Origin of the sequence: Anaerostipes sp. (genome assembly GCF_018381315.1) — a bacterium.
Taxonomy (GTDB): Bacteria; Bacillota; Clostridia; order Lachnospirales; family Lachnospiraceae; genus Anaerostipes.
In genome coordinates, this window is the sequence record NZ_JAGZSD010000017.1 from 1 (window position 1) to 16189 (window position 16189).

The window sequence follows — 16189 nt, forward strand, 5'->3', positions numbered from 1 at the left end:
AAGAGATATTACATAAAAGTCAGGGCATATAAAACAGACTCCGCAGGGAAAAAGGTGTTTGGAAAATACAGCAAAATGATGAACTGGAGAGTTTGGTAAAAAGACGCAGGGGCTGTCGTAAAATAGAAATTTTCTGCAGGATATGATTTTGCAGGAACATCCTATTTCCCGGCAGCCCCTATTCTATGCCCTCTGGGCTGGCGTGCTTGCGCACGATAAGGTATACCCACAGGGCACACCGTATATTATATCCTTCGGATAGACGTGCTTCGCACGATAAGGTATAATAATAAAAAGACTCGGAATTTACAGGAAAGGACAAAAGATATGGATGTGCTGTTGAATATTCTTGTAGCCCTTGAAATGCTGACCGTTAATATGAGTGTGGTTAATCTTTGCTGTGTAAGAAAGTATTCTCTGAGAAAAACACTTCTTTATATTGTTGTATTTTCATTGCTTTTGATTTCTGTATCCTATGCAGGTCTTTCCAGGGCAAAGAATTTTGGAAATGGAAATGGGATGTTTACACTGATCGGAATTCTTTATTTGTTTCCGTTAAAATACCTGTACAATGAATCATGGAAAAGAATCATCAGCATTGCCTGTTCATCGTGGATTTATACCATGCTGATTTTTTCTCTTTCAGTCCACACTGCAAAGATTTTTTCAGCGGGTAATTTTATCGGCACAGTTCTGGCTGTCCAGACAATTCTGTATCTTATTACATTGACATTTTTTGTCTCATGGATCAAAAAGAGACTTGTAAGAGTACTGAAGATAATGAAAGATGAGACAAAAAATATTTTTTTGTTTTTCAGTCTGACCTGGTTTTTCACCACAGTCTTATTTAATGTACATTTCACTTATCCCCAGAATAAACTGTTAAAGATCATGTGCCTGCTTGTGCTGGCACTGAATGCCAGTCTGAACTTTATTATTATCTATTACCTGGTGGTAAATTCTAAGGATATCAGTGATTTAAAAGAAATTGCCTACGTGGACGGCTTAACAGGATTAAAGAACCGCCACAGTCTGTTTCAGGATGCGCAGGAATTGATCCGAAGGGGGCAGAGGTTTCATTTGATTTTCATTGACCTGGATTGTTTTAAACAGGTCAATGATCTGTACGGACATCTGGCCGGGGACGAGTATATCTGCGAATTTGCCAGAAGGACAGAGAGACTTCTGAAGAAACAGAGCAGTTTATACCGCATGTCGGGAGATGAATTTATCTGTATTTTCACGGATGAAGATCCAAAAGAATTTATAAAAAAGCTGTCCCAGCTCAGCTACAGTGTATCGGACTGCTATATTCCATTCAAAGGATGCAGTGCGGGCAGTTCCAGCTTTCCTGAAGACGGCAGTTCTCTGGATAAACTGATTTCTCTGGCAGACGCAAAGATGTACCAAAATAAAAAGATTAAGAAGTGATTCAGCTGATTATTTTCCTCAATTATAGTTATTGACAAAGAACTGCGCCCGTATTATAGTATTCCTATAAAGGAACACGAATGGAGGCGCAGAATGGAAAATGTTGAATGTCTGATGAATTTCGGGCTGACCAGACAGGAAGCAAATCTCTATATTCTTCTGGTTCTGGAAGGGGAGCTGAACGGGTATGAAGCAGCAAAGAAAAGCGGAATTTCCAGGTCCAATACCTATAATGCGCTGGCAGGGCTTGTGGAAAAAGGAGCAGCCTATATGTCTGAGGAAGACACAGTGAAGTATCAGGCAGTTCCGGCAGAAGAATTCTGTGTGAACAGACTGCGGGATCTTACCAGAAGCAAAGAAGAGCTGGTGGCAAAGCTTCCGAGGCGTCGGATGAACAAGGGCGCATATCTGACAATCAAAGGGGAAAAGCAGATTCTTGATAAGTTTACGAACATGCTGCTGGATACAAAGGAGCGGGTCTATGTATCTGCAGCCAATGAAAAGCTGAATATGTTCCGGCCATATTTTACGGATCTGGTGAACCGGGGGATCAAGGTCGTGATCATTACGAATGAACCTTTTGAACTTAAAGGAGCGGTCATTTATCTGACAGAGCATAAAAAGGAACAGATCCGGCTTATCACAGATTCTACCTATGTGCTGACCGGAGATTTGATAGACCGTTACAATGCTGCCTGTCTGTACTCCAGCAACCATAATCTGGCAGAGGTGTTCAAAGATGCTCTGGCCAATGAGATAAAACTATTAGAGATCAAGAAAGGGAATCAATAAAATGGCAAAGAAACCGTTTGTAACAAAAGAACAATTAGACGAAATCGTAAAAGAATATCCTACACCGTTTCACCTGTATGACGAAAAGGGAATCAGGGAAACTGCCAGAAACTTAAATAAGGCATTTTCATGGAATAAAGGGTTTAAAGAGTACTTTGCAGTGAAAGCAACTCCAAATCCAACGATTCTAAAGATTTTAAAGGAAGAGGGATGCGGCACGGATTGTTCTTCTCTGACAGAACTTATGATGTCTGACCGCTGTGGTTTTGACGGAAGTGAGATCATGTTCTCTTCTAATGATACACCGGCAGAAGAGTTTGTGCTTGCCAAAAAGCTCGGAGCTACTATCAATCTGGATGACATCACACACATTGAGTTCTTAAAGGAAGCAGCAGGAATTCCGGAGGTTATTTCCTGCCGGTATAATCCCGGCGGTGTCTTTTCTCTGGGAACGGATATTATGGATAATCCGGGGGATGCCAAGTACGGCATGACCAGACCGCAGATGACAGAAGCTTTCTTAAAACTGAAAGAACTGGGTGTCAAAGAGTTCGGGATCCATTCATTTTTAGCAAGCAATACAGTGACCAACGACTATTATCCAACGCTTGCAAAACAGCTGTTTGAGCTGGCAGTGGAACTGCAGAAAGAAACCGGAGTTCATATCGGATTTATCAATCTTTCCGGAGGTGTGGGTGTGCCGTATCTTCCGGATCAGGAGGGAAATGATATTGCGGTGATCGGAGAAGGCGTACACAGAGCCTTTGATGAAGTACTTGTACCTGCCGGCATGGGAGATGTGAAGATCTTTACGGAACTGGGTCGTTATATGCTGGCTCCGAACGGTCATCTTGTGACGAGAGCGATCCATGAAAAGCACACTCACAAGGAGTATATCGGTGTGGACGCCTGTGCAGTCAACCTGATGCGTCCGGCGATGTACGGTGCTTATCATCATATTACAGTTATGGGAAAAGAAAATGAACCATGCGACCATATGTATGATGTAACCGGTTCTCTCTGCGAGAATAACGATAAGTTTGCAATTGACAGAAAGCTTCCGAAGATTGATAAGGGAGATCTGCTGGTGCTTCATGATACGGGTGCCCATGGCTTTGCAATGGGATACAATTATAACGGAAAGCTGAAATCAGCAGAAATCCTGCTGAAGGAAGACGGCAGTACAGAGTTGATCAGACGGGCAGAGACACCGGAAGATTACTTTGCAACTATAGAAGGATTTAACTTTTAATCAAGTAAATGGAAAAGTCAGGAAAGCAGATTCTGTATCCAGCAGAGTCTGCTTTCTTTTTAAAAATTTGACATACGCTGGAATCAAATTTAAAATGAAAAAAAGATATATGAAAATAAATCCAGAATTTCCAGGAGAACATTAGATGAAAAATGACAGATTTTTAATAAAAGTGGCTGAGCTGTATTACCAGGACGGATTGTCACAGGAAAAGATCGCAAAAAAACTGAATACGTCCAGAACTACAGTGTCCAGAACTCTGATTAAGGCAAGAAAGGAGGGATATGTCCGGATCCATATTAATTATCCGGATCAGAGCAACATGAAACTGGAGAAGCAGCTGGAGAAGCAGTATGATCTTAAGGAAGCTGTGGTAGCAGTCCCGGGATTTAACCAGACAGCAGAACAGGCAGTTTCTTTCCAGGCTGCAGACTATATCATCAGAGTGCTTAAGAAAAACATGACATTTGGATTGACCTGGGGAAGAGCCATGTTTCATTTTGTAGATCAGCTGGAGAAAGATTCCAGGATTAAATCCCTGTCTTTTCAGAATGTTAAGGTTGTACCTTTTCTCGGAACACCCAGCGGGGGCAGCAGTGACCACCAGTCTGCAATGACTTATTCCAATATTCTGGCTACGGAAGTAGGCGGTATATTAAGCTGTATCAGCTACAATCTGTCAGCTCCTATGTCTGTGGAAGATGAAAACGTCAAACAAATGATAGAAGGTATCGGAGAAATATCCAGTGTGTTAAAGATCGCAGAGCAGGCGGATGTGGCCGTCTTCGGCATTGGTTCGCTCGGAAAAGATTCATCTATCCTGAAAGCCGGCATCAGAACAGAAGAGGAATACAGAGAACTTGAGAACAGAGGCGGCGTAGGAGAAATTGTAGGGCGCATATATGACGCCAGGGGAGAAACGGTGGATCAGGATATGAAGAAAAAAATGATCGGAATTTCCCTTGAATGTATGAGACAGATCCCGATCAGGGTGGGAATTGCCTATGGCAAAGATAAGACGGAAGCGATCAAAGGGGCCCTGAGAGGCAAGATTATCAATGTACTTATCACGGATGCGGCCACGGCAGAATCTGTTTTAAATTAATATTACTGATAAGGAGGGAAAGACTGTGACACATATTCCTGTGTATGGAAAAGAACATACATTTCTGGATGAAAAGACAGGACTGCTGTTTAGAAATTCCCGGTTCAAAGAGACAGCGTCTATTCACACACATACCTTTTATGAGTTTTTTATCGTTGCAGAGGGCAGCGCCCTTCATCTTGTAAACAATTCCATACAGACGATCACGCAGGGTGATCTTATTTTCATACGGCCTAAGGATACGCACAGCTATGAATTTTATTATTCCGGGGATTTTCGAATCGTGAATATAGGGTTCAGTGAGCAGATATTCCAGAATGTCCGGCTGTTTTTGGACCATTCGGCGATGCTGCAGAGCCTGGCCGATGCAGAGCTGCCGGTATGTGTTCACATGGGAGATGCGGAGAGAAAAGAAATCATCTGCCGTTTTGAAGAAATCGGTGCTCTTATGGAGACAACGGCAGTACAGAAAACAATTTTTTATGCCAAATGCTGCCTTGCAGATATATTCGCAAGACATTTCTTTTCCTATGAAACAGAAGAATACCCGGCTGTCAGCTGTCCTTCCTGGTTTCAGCCAATGCTGGAAGAAATGCAGAAGATTGATAACCTGAGAATAGGTTTTCCTAAAATGATCGAGCTGTCTGCATGTTCTTCCAATCATCTGTGCCGGGTTTTTAAGTCTGTAATGTCTGTCACTCCAACAGAATATATCAACACCAGACGGCTGGAATATTCTGTTTATCTTCTGACCCAGACCTCAAAAGAGATCATAGAGATCAGCATGCTGTGCGGCTTTTCGTCGCTCAGCCACTTTTACCATCTGTTTAAAAAGAAATATCAATGTCCGCCGTCCAGATTCAGAAAAATGAATGGAAGGCCGCCGTCACAGTGATGCATATCTTGGGCCGGCGGTCTTATTTTATTTCTAAGTCAGATATCATGATTCTTATGGCTCCAATCCAAGAACCACAGGCACTGATTTGTAGCCGACTCCCATTCTGTCAATTCCCATGTCGATCAGCTGTAAAAAATGCTCCCTTGTACGGATGCATCCGCTGCCCTTAATCTTACACTTATCACCCACTTCATCCATCATGAGCTTTATCACATCCGGTGCTGCACCGCGCAGTTCAAAGCCTGTGAGGAAACCTGTGCTGGACTTAACAAAATCAACGCCTGCTTCTATACAGCATCGGCATGTCTCTTTGATCTGCTCCTCTGTCAGCGCATCTGTTTCAAAAATAGCTTTCAGTTCTTTTCCGTATTTGTGGGCCATATCTGCACAGGCCTTCAGATCCTCAGTGACCTTGGCATATTCTCCGGACCTGATCCAGCCAAAATTAGCTACCACATCAATCTCCTTCACGCAGTCATACTGGGCTGCAATTTCAATCTGCGCAGTTTTAGACTTTGTGGAACTTGTACCAAAAGGAAAATCTGTCACAGGGCAGAGTCCTGTTTCGCTGCCTTCTACATATGGAGTGCACAGTTCAATATACCCTGGATTAATACAGATGGTTGCACATCCCAATTTAACCCCGTCTTTTGTCAGTTCAATGATCTGATCTTCTGTAAATTCCGGTTTCAGCACAGAATAATCAATGTAAAGCGCCAGTTCTTTTGTTGACATTTCACTAGCTTTTTTAGAAATCTTTTTCATAATCTACCTCCTGAGATAGTCAGAGTTTGTTACTGTAATTGTAATATATCATCATTTCATCCGTGGTTCTTGTTTTAAAACAGCATTTATTTGTAATATATTGATATTTTAAATCAAATCTTATCGCTGAGAGACACCTTCTGTTTTATGGGTAACCTTCTCAAGCAGACCTTCTGTCCATTTTGTCCCTTATTTGATGTCATTTTGTAGTTCTTCCAAAATCATTATCAGCAATAAAACCATAAAAAACAATTGTCCATGTGAAGGATTGCTGAAAAGGATCTGTGGTTATTGACAGACTGTACGGTCAAACGTACAATGTAGAAAACGGTCAATAAAACAGGAACATGGTCAAATGACCATACCCATCAGAGAAGGGAGGATAGAAAGTGGAAAGTGACAGATTTTTGATCAAAGTAGCAGAATTATATTTCAAAGATGGCCTGTCTCAGGAGAAGATAGCAAAAAAATTAAATGTGTCAAGGACAACGATATCCAGAGCGCTGGGAAAAGCAAAACAGGAAGGGATCGTGCGGATTCATATTACATATCCCGAGTCCAGCAATATGCTGATGGAAAAAGAAATTGAAAAAAGATTTGGACTGGAGGAAGCCCTGGTAGCAGTGCCGAGCGGAGGACAGACTTCTGCACAGGCTGTGGCAGGCCAATCTGTGGATTATGTTATCAGGGTGCTCAAGAAAAATATGATTTTGGGAGTGACCTGGGGCAGGGCTATGTATGAATTTGTCCGGTATCTTAAAGTGGATGAACGTCCCCGGGCGCTGTCCTACCGGAATGTAAAAATTGTCCCTTTTCTGGGCACGCCCAGCGAGGTAGACCGGAATTATAAATACCGTATGACCTATTCAAATACGCTGGCTACCGGAATCGGAGATATATTGGGATGTACCAGCTATAATCTGTCAGCCCCTATGTTTGTGAAGGATGAAGAGTCCAAAAATATGATCGAGAGCATTGAAGGAGTCTCAAAAGTTTTAAAAATTGCAGAACAGTCCGATATTGCCCTGTTTGGTATCGGTACACTGGAAACCGATTCTTCTATCATCAAAGCAGGGATGAGATCAAAGGAAGAGTATGAAGAACTCAGAAGACAGGGAGGCGTAGGGGAGATCGTAGGCAGAATCTATGATTCTTTTGGAAATACACTGGATGAAAAGCTAAACAAAAAGACGGTGGGAATTTCACTGGAGCGTATGAAAAAGATACCAATCCGGGCAGGAGTCGCCTACGGGCCTGAGAAAACAGAAGCGATCACAGGTGCTTTGAAGGGAGGAATCATTAATGTGCTGATCACGGATGCTGCAACTGCAGAAAATATTTTAGGGATTTAGGGAGGTGTATGTATGAAAGTCACAATGGCAATTGTCTTTGGAGGGATCGTGGCTGCATGGCTTCTGCAGGGATTCTTTGCATACAGGCAGGCCAGGAATATCCAAAAAATCTATAAGGAGCTGACAGACCGGTATGCCCGCAGTTACTGCATCGGATTCGGGCAGGCAAAAGGGAGGTTTTTTGGAAAAGGATGCATTCTGCTTGTGGTGGCAGACCGGAACATGATCGTAAAAGATTCAGTGAAATTGACCGGAGTATCTGTGCTGAGCAGGATGAGGCCCAATCAGGATCTCATCGGGAGGGATTTGTCCCTGGAAATCAGGAAGGAGGAATTTTTACAGGAGACAGGCCAGAAGAAGAAAAAGTTTAGAAAGAAAAAAGACCAAAGGAAAACAAGTGAGGAAAAAGCAATCATTTTGGCTGCGAAAAATATTTATGATTATATCAATCAGAAAAATCATGTGAGCCAAGCATAATTGAAGGAGGTAATTATGGACGCTGTTAGTTCTTTTTTTGAAGGTTTTATCAAGATGTTTAATGCGGGAGGAGAAAACCTGATGGGTTTGGTCACATCCATCCTGCCTACACTGGCATGCTTGATGACATTTGTGCTGGCAATTGTAAAATTGATCGGCGAGGAGCGCATTGAAAAATTTGCGCTGAAAGGATCTAAGAACATGATCATGAGATATACGGTTCTTCCGATCATCTCTTACTTTGTGTTTACAAATCCTATGAATTTTGCACTGGGAAGATTTTTGCCGGAAAAGTACAAAGGATCATTCTTTGATGCCTGCTGTACAGTGGTACATCCGATGACCGGACTGTTCCCACACGTAAATTCAGGGGAATTATTTATCTGGCTGGGAATTTCAAGCGGCATCCAGAAGCTTGGATTGGGCACCACGGGACTTGCGGTACGGTTTCTGCTGATCGGTATCGTGCTCGCCTTTATCAGGGGTGTACTGACAGAAAAGATCTGGATGATCTATGCGAAGAAAAACGATGTTCCGTTCAGGGACTCCAATGAACTGACAATTTAATGTTGTATAAGGAGGATATGGATATGAGTTATAAAACAGTAAAAGTTGAAAAAGGCAGAAGCGGATGGGGAACCCCTCTGCTGGTGACACCAAAAGAAGGACAGAAGATCGTCAGTGTCACAGGAGGAAAAATCCATCCGGTGGCAGAGAAGATAGCCCAGCTGACCGGGGCGCCGGTGGTGGACGGATTTAAGAATCCGGTGAAGGATGAAGAGACAGCCTGTGCGGTGATTGACTGCGGCGGAACCTGCCGTCTTGGGATTCTTCCTAAAAAGGGAATTCTTACGATTAATATCAATGGAGGGGGACCATCCGGGCCGCTGAAAGGTTTTATCAAAGAGGGTCTGTATGTATCCGGAGTGAAACCAGAGAACGTTTCTTTAAATGAAGATTAGAGGAGGATGAATGATGGAGGATAAGAAAGGCAATGTAGTTTCTAGGATTATTGATACATTCGGACGGGGAGCCGGTAAATTTACTTCCGTGTTCTTCCAGGCCGGAAGAGAGACAATGGATGTTATCACGGGGACAATCCTTCCCTTTATGTTTTTTGTATCAGCTTTAGTTGGAATCATTACAGCCACCGGAGTAGGGAATATGATTGCCAATGGTTTAAAGCCGCTGGCAGGAAGTCTTATAGGGCTGATTATCATCTCTCTGATCTGCGGCGTACCGCTGCTGTCCCCGCTGCTTGGCCCGGGAGCTGTTATCGCACAGGTTATTGGTGTGCTGATCGGCACAGAGATCGGGAAAGGGACCATCCCTCCGCAGTATGCACTTCCGGCATTGTTTGCCATCAATCCGCAGGTAGGCTGTGATTTTATACCGGTTGCCCTGGGGCTTGAGGATGCACAGCCGGAGACGGTGGAATGTACGGTCCCGGCTGTCCTGATGGTACGGTTTGTGACTGCACCGCTGGGTGTACTGATGGGATTCATTCTGATGACCGGAATGTTTTAACGGAGGTAGCTAAGCCGAATGAGTCAGGTAATATATAAGACACAAGTGATCCGCCTTGGATCGGAAGCAATGGATGCGCTGGACCAGAATCTGCTGATCCTGTTTGGACAGGAAGTGCCGGAGATTCTGGAGGACATGGTATTTATACATAACAATAACAAAGTGACTGCGGAACCGGAAAAGGGAGACTGTCTCCTGGTAGATGATCAGGAATTTGAGATTCTTTGTGTCGGAGAGGTGGTGTACCAAAATCTTTCACAGCTGGGGCACTGTACTCTGACATTCGGGGAAAATCCCGATCAGGAGATCCTTCCGGGGAGCATTTACCTGAAAGCTTTGAAAGCGCCGAAGGCCGGCCCGGGAAGCATTATACAAATCGTCAGGCACAGAAGGAAGGAACGGATAGAATGAAGACAAAAGCAGTGAGAATTTACGGAAAAGAGGATCTGAGGCTGGAAGAATTTGAGTTGCCGGAGTTAAAAGAGGATGAGATCCTGATGGAGATCATATCTGACAGTGTGTGTATGTCCACTTATAAGGAAGCACTGCAGGGGGAAGACCACCAGAGAGTAAATAAAGACATTGGTGAGCGCCCGGTGATCGTAGGGCATGAATGTGCAGGGATTGTAAGAAAAGTGGGCAGAAAATGGAAAGATCAGTATAAGGAAAATGAGACCTACACCATTCAGCCGGCCTTGAATATTGAAGGATCTATGGCTTCTGTGGGATATTCTTTTGAATACTGCGGGGGAGACGCAACTTTTATTATCGTGCCGGACATTGTCATGGAAAAGGGCTGCCTGCTCCCGTTTGACAGCGGCAATGGATTTTTCCAGGCATCTCTTGCGGAGCCCATGAGCTGTATTATCGGAGCTTTTCACTCTATGTATCACGGAGAGCGGGGAGTGTACAGCCATGAGATGGGGATTGTAAAAGGCGGCAAAAGTGCACTTTTGGCCTGCTGCGGGCCTATGGGACTGGGAGCTGTCGGATATATGCTGAATTGTGACAGAAGGCCGGGTCTGCTTGTAGTGACAGATATTGATGAGGAACGGCTGCAAAGAGCACAGACGCTGTTCACAGAAGAATATGCAAAAGAGAGGGGTGTAGAGCTTCATTTTGTAAACACTGCAAAAGAAGAAAATGAGGCGGAAACGTTAAGAGCGCTGACCGGGGGGACTGGATTCGATGACGTCTCTGTGTATGCACCAGTCCGTCAGGTGATTGAGACCGCAGATAAAATTCTGGGCTTTGACGGCTGTCTGAACTTTTTTGCAGGGCCGGTAGATCCGGAATTGTCAGCCATGTTTAATTTCTTTAATGTTCACTATAAAATGACCCATATTGTAGGATCCAGCGGCGGAAATACAGAGGATATGATGGAATGCCTCAAAATGTCCGGTGAAGGGATTCTCAATCCGGCAGTGATGGTGACCCATGTGGGGGGAATGAATGCAGTGATTGATACAACGTTAAATCTTCCGAAGATTAACGGAGGCAAAAAGCTGGTCTATGTAGGGATCGACATGGAACTGACAGCGATTGGCGAATTTGAGGAAAAAGGAAAAGAAGACTTGAGATTTCATAGGCTTGCAGAAATCACGAAAAAAAATAATGGATTGTGGTGTGCAGAGGCAGAGAATTATTTGCTGAATAATTTCTGACAAACGGCGAAATTTGTATTCCGTACACCAAATCCATTCTTAAGACCAGAATATAATAAAGCATCTGTGAAGTCAACGAAAAGGAGCAGCTTATGTTAGTAAACAGCAAAGAGATTTTAAAAACAGCAAAAGAAGGACACTATGCAGTGCCTGCCGTAAATGTATTTAATCTGGAAAGCATTAAAGGAGTACTGGAGGCAGCAGAGGAGACAAATCATCCGCTGATGGTCTGTCTGGCAGAGGTACATACTCCTCAACTGGGGATTGAAGAAGCAGCGCATATCATAAAATATTATGCCGGGAAATGTAAGCAGGACATTGTCCTTCACTATGACCATGGCTTTACCCCGGAGATGGTAAAACAAGCCATAGATGCAGGTTTTACTTCTGTTATGATTGACGGCTCCAGTCTTCCGTTTGAAGAGAATGTGGAGAAAACAAAGGAAATTACAGACTATGCCCATGAACGGAATGTAACGGTGGAGGCAGAAATCGGGCATGTGGGCGGAGGAGAATCCTACCTGGACCCGGATGAGGACGACACGATGCTCACCGAAGCAGATGAGGCAGTGGAATTTGCAGAGCTTACAGGAGTGGATTCTCTGGCTGTATCCATAGGGACAGCACATGGAGAATATAAAGGCACTCCGCATCTGAATTTTGAGCGGCTTGAGCAGATAGCAGACAGTGTAGAGGTACCTCTTGTTCTCCACGGAGGTTCAGGATCCGGTGATGAGAATCTGACAAAGGCCGTACAGCTTGGAATCTGCAAAGTAAATATTTTTACAGACTTGACCATTGCAGCCAGGGAAAAGACAAAGGAAGGCTACGGCCAGAGAAGTTATTATGACAGCACAAAACTGGCTGTCCAGGGAATGAAAGAATGCCTGGAACATTATTATGAGGTGTTCCAAACCAAAGGAGAAAAATAGAAAATATGAGATATTATGATTATATGGCCCCTGCAGTCAACTTTATGGGTCCGGGATGTATTGAAGTCCTGGGAGAACGTATAAGGCTGCTCGGCGTAAAGAAACCGCTGCTGGTGACAGATACATTTTTGAATGAAATGGAGGACGGTCCTGTCATGCAGGCGGCGGCATCTCTGAAACATGCAGGGATTGATTATGCAGTCTTTACAGGGGTTGAGCCAAATCCAAAGGTTCAAAACTGTTTAGAGGGGCTTAAGGTGTATATAGAAGAGGGATGCGATTCCATCATCACAGTGGGAGGAGGTTCCTCCCATGACTGCGGAAAAGGAATCGGCATTGCGGCAACTCATGAAAAACCGCTGACAGAATATGCAGGCATTGAGACACTGACCAGTCCGCTGCCTCCGATTATTGCAGTAAACACTACAGCAGGAACTGCCAGCGAGGTGACGAGACATTGTGTTCTGACCAATCTGGATACCCATTTGAAGTTTGTTATCGTAAGCTGGAGGAATGTACCGCTGGTATCAATTAACGATCCGCTTCTTATGCTGGGAGTGCCCAAAGCCCTTACCGCAGCCACAGGAATGGATGCACTGACTCATGCGGTGGAAGCCTATGTATCTGTGGATGCAAATCCGGTCACGGATGCTGCAGCTATTCAGGCGGTCAAACTGGCAGCAGGAAATTTAAGACAGGCTGTGGCAAACGGACAGAATCAGAAGGCAAGAGAAAACATGGCATATGCTTCTCTTTTGGCGGGCATGGCATTCAACAATGCAAACTTAGGTTATGTCCACGCCATGGCCCATCAGCTTGGAGGACAGTATGACATGCCCCATGGTGTTGCCAATGCGATACTGCTTCCTGTGGTGGAAGAGTACAATCTGAATTCTGCACCGGAAAGATTTGCCGATCTGGCAGGTTTTCTGGGAGAAAACACGGACGGCATGTCTGTGATGGAAGCTGCCCAAAAGGCGGTTGATGCCATGAGAAACCTGGCAGCAGATGTGGGGATACCAAAGACTTTAAAAGAGATGGGGGTTCTCAGACAGGATTTTGAACTGATGGCTGAAAATGCGCTTTTGGACGGAAATGCATTCAGTAATCCCAGAAAAGGAACAAAAGAAGATATCATCGGTTTATTTGAAAAAGCTTATGAATAACAATATGGGACTTCATATGTAATATGACACGGCTATGCTCCGGACTCTGACTGAGTCGGGGCATAGCCGTGTCTTTGTCTCATAAATTGGAACAACATCAGAACTTCTTCATATGTGGAAAGCTTTTGGCATAGCTTTCAGTCTTGCGGATGTGCTACAATTTTAATAAACCCCAGTAGAAGGAGAGAGGACATTGTTGACGGAGAGACAGTTGCAATTAGTAAAATACCTTCAGGAATGTGACGGTTATACGACGGCAGGAAAACTGGCAGAGGTGTTTCATGTCAGCAGCAGATCGATCCGCAACGATCTGGATACAGTCCAATATTATTTGAAAGGGCTGCCGGTGGAGATTGAACGCACACCGAGGCTCGGTGTGCGTCTCATTGTCAAAAAGGGATTTGATATCACAAGCCTTTATTCCAGCAATGAGATCAAAGTCTATTCCAGGGAAGAAAGAGTAGTTATCATCACTGTGCTGCTGATGATTTCAGAAAAAGTGACCATCGAGCAGCTGGCCGGAAAGCTGCAGGTCAGCAAAAATACAGTAGTACAGGATTTGAGGCCGGCAGAAGAGTTTTTGAAAAAACACGAAGTGCGTCTTATTAAAAAGTCCTATTATGGGATGTCCCTGAAAGGCGATGAAGAACAGATACGGAATACACTGTTTAATCTGTACATAAAGACCGCCAGTGAGGGGTCTCTCAACATTCTTCCTATTCTGAAAGAGTACGGGGCAGCGGACCCAGATGAAGGGATTGACATGATCCGGAGAGTGGAGGCCGCCATGGGTATCCGGTTTGCAGATGAATCGATCGGGGAACTGGAAAGCATGATTCTTGCATCGTTATGCCGGATTCGGTGTGGGTTTCATGTCCGGGGGTGCAGTCTGGACGATGCAGACGGCATTTACAGAGAAGCAATCCTGTCAGGGCTCCCCGGTCTACAGGTGACAAAAGGCGATCTGGGTTATTTTGTTATGCTGTTCCAGAGCACGAAACGGATGGACGGGGAGAGCCTTGAAAACTGGGATGAGGACGGCAGGGTGATGCAGGCCACAGACCAGCTGATCCGGAAGTTTTGCAGTGATTTAAAGATCAGCAGTGAGATTGACCCGGAGATTCAAAGACAGATTATGATGCATTTAAAGGTGGCGGTGTTCCGGCTGAAAAATAAAATAAAAATCAAGAATCCTCTGCTGGAGGATATCAAGTACTCCCATTCTTTTATGTATGAGCTGACGGAACGGCTGCTCAAAGGGCAGGAGGAGATGCTGGGCGTGGTATTTCCCGACTCTGAGATCGCCTATACGACCATGTATTTTGAAGTACTGTTTCAGGAAAACTTCAGCCTGAATCTGTCACCGGAAATTGTGCTGGTCTGCGGGGGAGGAACGGCGACAGCAGTGCTGTTAAAACAGCGGCTTTCCGAATATTTTCCGGAACTCAGGGTCAGGAAGATATGCAGGGTCAGTGATGTGGAGGAAGAAACCGAAAGAAGCAGGCCGGACTTTATCATAAGCACAGTTCCGCTGAGCCTTAAAAAGCAGCAGGTCATCCAAGTGAATCCCCTTTTAAATTCTCCGGATATTGACCGGGTAAAAAATGTCATCTCCGTCCTCGCATACAACAGGAAGAACCAGTATCTGGTCCACAGAATACACCAGACGATGCAGAGAGGGATCGGAGATCTTTTAAAAGAAGAATACTGCCGGTTTGATGCAGAAACAGATGACTGGAAGGAGGCCATTGCCATGGCCTGTGAGCCGCTGATCAAAAACGGCCTGGTGAAGCCGGAGTATGTGGAAGAGATGATTCATATTGTACAGAATCTGGGGAATTACATGGTTTTTATCCCGGAGATCGCCTTCGTCCACGGAAGAAAAGACAATGTCCGGGAAAACTGCATCAGCCTCATGAAACTGAAACATCCAATTGATTTTGGAAGCAAGGCAAAGGTAGATGTGAAAGTCATCATTGTTCTTGGAAATGTCACCGAGAACGAGAATCTGGCAGATCTGGTCCGGATTCTGGCGTGGGAGAACAACATGGAAAAAATTAAGCATATCAGTTCTTATGGGGAACTTCTGTCCCTGAGATCTGAAGAGGGAGGCAGCAGCCTATGATCTGTGCCGAAATCATGGAGGAAGTCAGTGAGTATACACAGGCTATCAGAAAAAGCTGTGAGATACTGGAGCGTTATGGCATGGTGACCGGAGAATATTACCGGGGGATCATTGACAATATCGGAGAATACGGAGGATATTTTTATCTGGGGGAAGGAGTGTGCATGCCCCACGCAAAACCGGAGACGGGTGTTTTGTCCACGGGGCTGTGCATTATAAAACTAAACACACCGGTGGATTTTGAAGGGAAAAAAGTCCGCATTTTTTTTACGCTGGCGGCCAGGGATGAGGCGGCCCATTTTGTGCTGATGAAGCAGATCGCGGGCATCTGTTCGCAAAAGCAGAGCCTGAAAAAGATGCTGGAATGCAGAAGCAGTGAGGAAATGCTTATGATAATGGAGGAAGAACAATGAAAAGGATCATGACAGTCTGCGGCACCGGTCTCGGGTCCAGCTTTCTGGTGGAGATGAATATACAAAAGATCCTGAGAGAACTCGGGAGGGAGCAGGAGTTTGAGACATGTCATTCCTCGGTATACGAGATGAGTGCCATGGACGCAGACTATTTTATCGTGGCAAACGACTTAAAGGACAGTATTCCGCCTGTGGAACATTTGATTGTACTGAAATCCCTGATTGACGAAGAGGAATTGAGAGAGAAACTGACAACATTCTTGTCTTAAAGATAAAAGAGGGATATATAT

At 44.6% G+C, this 16189-nt stretch carries 18 protein-coding genes; 17 read left to right on the forward strand and 1 reads right to left on the reverse strand.

Annotation, left to right across the window (positions count from 1 at the left end; translation table 11 throughout):
- The first annotated feature begins 327 nt into the window (after positions 1 to 327).
- From KH180_RS12415 to KH180_RS12435, 5 genes are all read left to right on the forward strand, one after another.
- A complete protein-coding gene (locus KH180_RS12415) occupies positions 328 to 1431 on the forward strand; it encodes a GGDEF domain-containing protein (RefSeq protein WP_290760816.1) in 1104 nt (367 codons plus the stop codon).
- 93 nt (positions 1432 to 1524) lie between these two features.
- Positions 1525 to 2223, forward strand: a complete 699-nt coding sequence (locus tag KH180_RS12420; protein ID WP_290760817.1) for a TrmB family transcriptional regulator — start codon at positions 1525 to 1527, stop codon at positions 2221 to 2223.
- Position 2224: 1 nt separating this feature from the next.
- The gene (locus tag KH180_RS12425; protein ID WP_290760818.1) at positions 2225 to 3475 is read left to right on the forward strand and encodes a diaminopimelate decarboxylase; all 1251 of its coding nucleotides are present in this window, start codon (positions 2225 to 2227) and stop codon (positions 3473 to 3475) included.
- Between the two features lie 145 nt (positions 3476 to 3620).
- Positions 3621 to 4580, forward strand: a complete 960-nt coding sequence (locus KH180_RS12430; RefSeq protein WP_290760819.1) for a sugar-binding transcriptional regulator — start codon at positions 3621 to 3623, stop codon at positions 4578 to 4580.
- Between the two features lie 25 nt (positions 4581 to 4605).
- A complete protein-coding gene (locus tag KH180_RS12435; protein ID WP_290760821.1) occupies positions 4606 to 5475 on the forward strand; it encodes an AraC family transcriptional regulator in 870 nt (289 codons plus the stop codon).
- A gap of 54 nt (positions 5476 to 5529) precedes the next feature.
- Here the strand turns inward: KH180_RS12435 and deoC are convergent, their stop codons facing one another.
- Entirely contained in the window at positions 5530 to 6243 is a 714-nt protein-coding gene (gene deoC, locus KH180_RS12440; RefSeq protein ID WP_290760822.1) for a deoxyribose-phosphate aldolase, read from the reverse strand.
- A gap of 389 nt (positions 6244 to 6632) precedes the next feature.
- Here deoC and KH180_RS12445 point away from each other — a divergent pair, with 389 nt between their 5' ends.
- From KH180_RS12445 to KH180_RS12500, 12 genes are all read left to right on the forward strand, one after another.
- Positions 6633 to 7595, forward strand: a complete 963-nt coding sequence (locus KH180_RS12445) for a sugar-binding transcriptional regulator (RefSeq protein WP_290760824.1) — start codon at positions 6633 to 6635, stop codon at positions 7593 to 7595.
- Positions 7596 to 7607: 12 nt separating this feature from the next.
- Entirely contained in the window at positions 7608 to 8072 is a 465-nt protein-coding gene (locus tag KH180_RS12450; RefSeq protein ID WP_290760826.1) for a transcriptional regulator GutM, read from the forward strand.
- Between the two features lie 15 nt (positions 8073 to 8087).
- Positions 8088 to 8639: a PTS glucitol/sorbitol transporter subunit IIC gene (gene srlA / locus KH180_RS12455; RefSeq protein WP_290760828.1), complete on the forward strand. Its 552-nt coding sequence runs from the start codon at positions 8088 to 8090 to the stop codon at positions 8637 to 8639.
- Positions 8640 to 8662: 23 nt separating this feature from the next.
- Positions 8663 to 9034, forward strand: a complete 372-nt coding sequence (locus KH180_RS12460; protein WP_290760829.1) for a hypothetical protein — start codon at positions 8663 to 8665, stop codon at positions 9032 to 9034.
- Positions 9035 to 9044: 10 nt separating this feature from the next.
- Positions 9045 to 9599, forward strand: coding sequence for a PTS sorbitol transporter subunit IIB (locus KH180_RS12465; protein WP_290760831.1), 555 nt, complete (start codon positions 9045 to 9047; stop codon positions 9597 to 9599).
- Positions 9600 to 9617: 18 nt separating this feature from the next.
- Positions 9618 to 10010, forward strand: coding sequence for a PTS glucitol/sorbitol transporter subunit IIA (locus KH180_RS12470; protein ID WP_290760833.1), 393 nt, complete (start codon positions 9618 to 9620; stop codon positions 10008 to 10010).
- Positions 10007 to 11263, forward strand: a complete 1257-nt coding sequence (locus tag KH180_RS12475) for a zinc-binding dehydrogenase (protein WP_290760835.1) — start codon at positions 10007 to 10009, stop codon at positions 11261 to 11263. Before KH180_RS12470 ends, KH180_RS12475 begins: the two co-directional genes overlap by 4 nt.
- Before the next feature lie 92 nt (positions 11264 to 11355).
- The gene (locus KH180_RS12480; RefSeq protein ID WP_290760836.1) at positions 11356 to 12195 is read left to right on the forward strand and encodes a class II fructose-bisphosphate aldolase; all 840 of its coding nucleotides are present in this window, start codon (positions 11356 to 11358) and stop codon (positions 12193 to 12195) included.
- Between the two features lie 5 nt (positions 12196 to 12200).
- Positions 12201 to 13361 (forward strand): iron-containing alcohol dehydrogenase, encoded by a 1161-nt coding sequence (locus KH180_RS12485; protein WP_290760837.1) that lies wholly within the window; start codon positions 12201 to 12203, stop codon positions 13359 to 13361.
- 211 nt (positions 13362 to 13572) lie between these two features.
- Positions 13573 to 15486 carry a BglG family transcription antiterminator gene (locus tag KH180_RS12490; protein ID WP_290760839.1) on the forward strand — a complete coding sequence of 638 codons (1914 nt, stop codon included), beginning with the start codon at positions 13573 to 13575 and terminating at the stop codon, positions 15484 to 15486.
- On the forward strand, positions 15483 to 15899 hold the full coding sequence (locus tag KH180_RS12495) for a PTS sugar transporter subunit IIA (protein ID WP_290760841.1): 417 nt from the start codon (positions 15483 to 15485) through the stop codon (positions 15897 to 15899). The genes KH180_RS12490 and KH180_RS12495 overlap by 4 nt, the downstream gene beginning before the upstream one ends.
- Positions 15896 to 16168, forward strand: coding sequence for a PTS sugar transporter subunit IIB (locus tag KH180_RS12500; RefSeq protein ID WP_290760844.1), 273 nt, complete (start codon positions 15896 to 15898; stop codon positions 16166 to 16168). The genes KH180_RS12495 and KH180_RS12500 overlap by 4 nt, the downstream gene beginning before the upstream one ends.
- Positions 16169 to 16189 lie beyond the last annotated feature (21 nt).

What these genes read in the sequence shown, in the direction of transcription:
- KH180_RS12415 (WP_290760816.1), top strand. Translation starts at nt 328, where the DNA reads ATGGATGTGCTGTTGAATATTCTTGTAGCCCTTGAAATGCTGACCGTT.
- KH180_RS12420 (WP_290760817.1), top strand. Translation starts at nt 1,525, where the DNA reads ATGGAAAATGTTGAATGTCTGATGAATTTCGGGCTGACCAGACAGGAA.
- KH180_RS12425 (WP_290760818.1), top strand. Translation starts at nt 2,225, where the DNA reads ATGGCAAAGAAACCGTTTGTAACAAAAGAACAATTAGACGAAATCGTA.
- KH180_RS12430 (WP_290760819.1), top strand. Translation starts at nt 3,621, where the DNA reads ATGAAAAATGACAGATTTTTAATAAAAGTGGCTGAGCTGTATTACCAG.
- deoC (WP_290760822.1), bottom strand. Translation starts at nt 6,243, where the DNA reads ATGAAAAAGATTTCTAAAAAAGCTAGTGAAATGTCAACAAAAGAACTG.
- KH180_RS12450 (WP_290760826.1), top strand. Translation starts at nt 7,608, where the DNA reads ATGAAAGTCACAATGGCAATTGTCTTTGGAGGGATCGTGGCTGCATGG.
- srlA (WP_290760828.1), top strand. Translation starts at nt 8,088, where the DNA reads ATGGACGCTGTTAGTTCTTTTTTTGAAGGTTTTATCAAGATGTTTAAT.
- KH180_RS12460 (WP_290760829.1), top strand. Translation starts at nt 8,663, where the DNA reads ATGAGTTATAAAACAGTAAAAGTTGAAAAAGGCAGAAGCGGATGGGGA.
- KH180_RS12465 (WP_290760831.1), top strand. Translation starts at nt 9,045, where the DNA reads ATGATGGAGGATAAGAAAGGCAATGTAGTTTCTAGGATTATTGATACA.
- KH180_RS12470 (WP_290760833.1), top strand. Translation starts at nt 9,618, where the DNA reads ATGAGTCAGGTAATATATAAGACACAAGTGATCCGCCTTGGATCGGAA.
- KH180_RS12475 (WP_290760835.1), top strand. Translation starts at nt 10,007, where the DNA reads ATGAAGACAAAAGCAGTGAGAATTTACGGAAAAGAGGATCTGAGGCTG.
- KH180_RS12480 (WP_290760836.1), top strand. Translation starts at nt 11,356, where the DNA reads ATGTTAGTAAACAGCAAAGAGATTTTAAAAACAGCAAAAGAAGGACAC.
- KH180_RS12485 (WP_290760837.1), top strand. Translation starts at nt 12,201, where the DNA reads ATGAGATATTATGATTATATGGCCCCTGCAGTCAACTTTATGGGTCCG.
- KH180_RS12495 (WP_290760841.1), top strand. Translation starts at nt 15,483, where the DNA reads ATGATCTGTGCCGAAATCATGGAGGAAGTCAGTGAGTATACACAGGCT.
- KH180_RS12500 (WP_290760844.1), top strand. Translation starts at nt 15,896, where the DNA reads ATGAAAAGGATCATGACAGTCTGCGGCACCGGTCTCGGGTCCAGCTTT.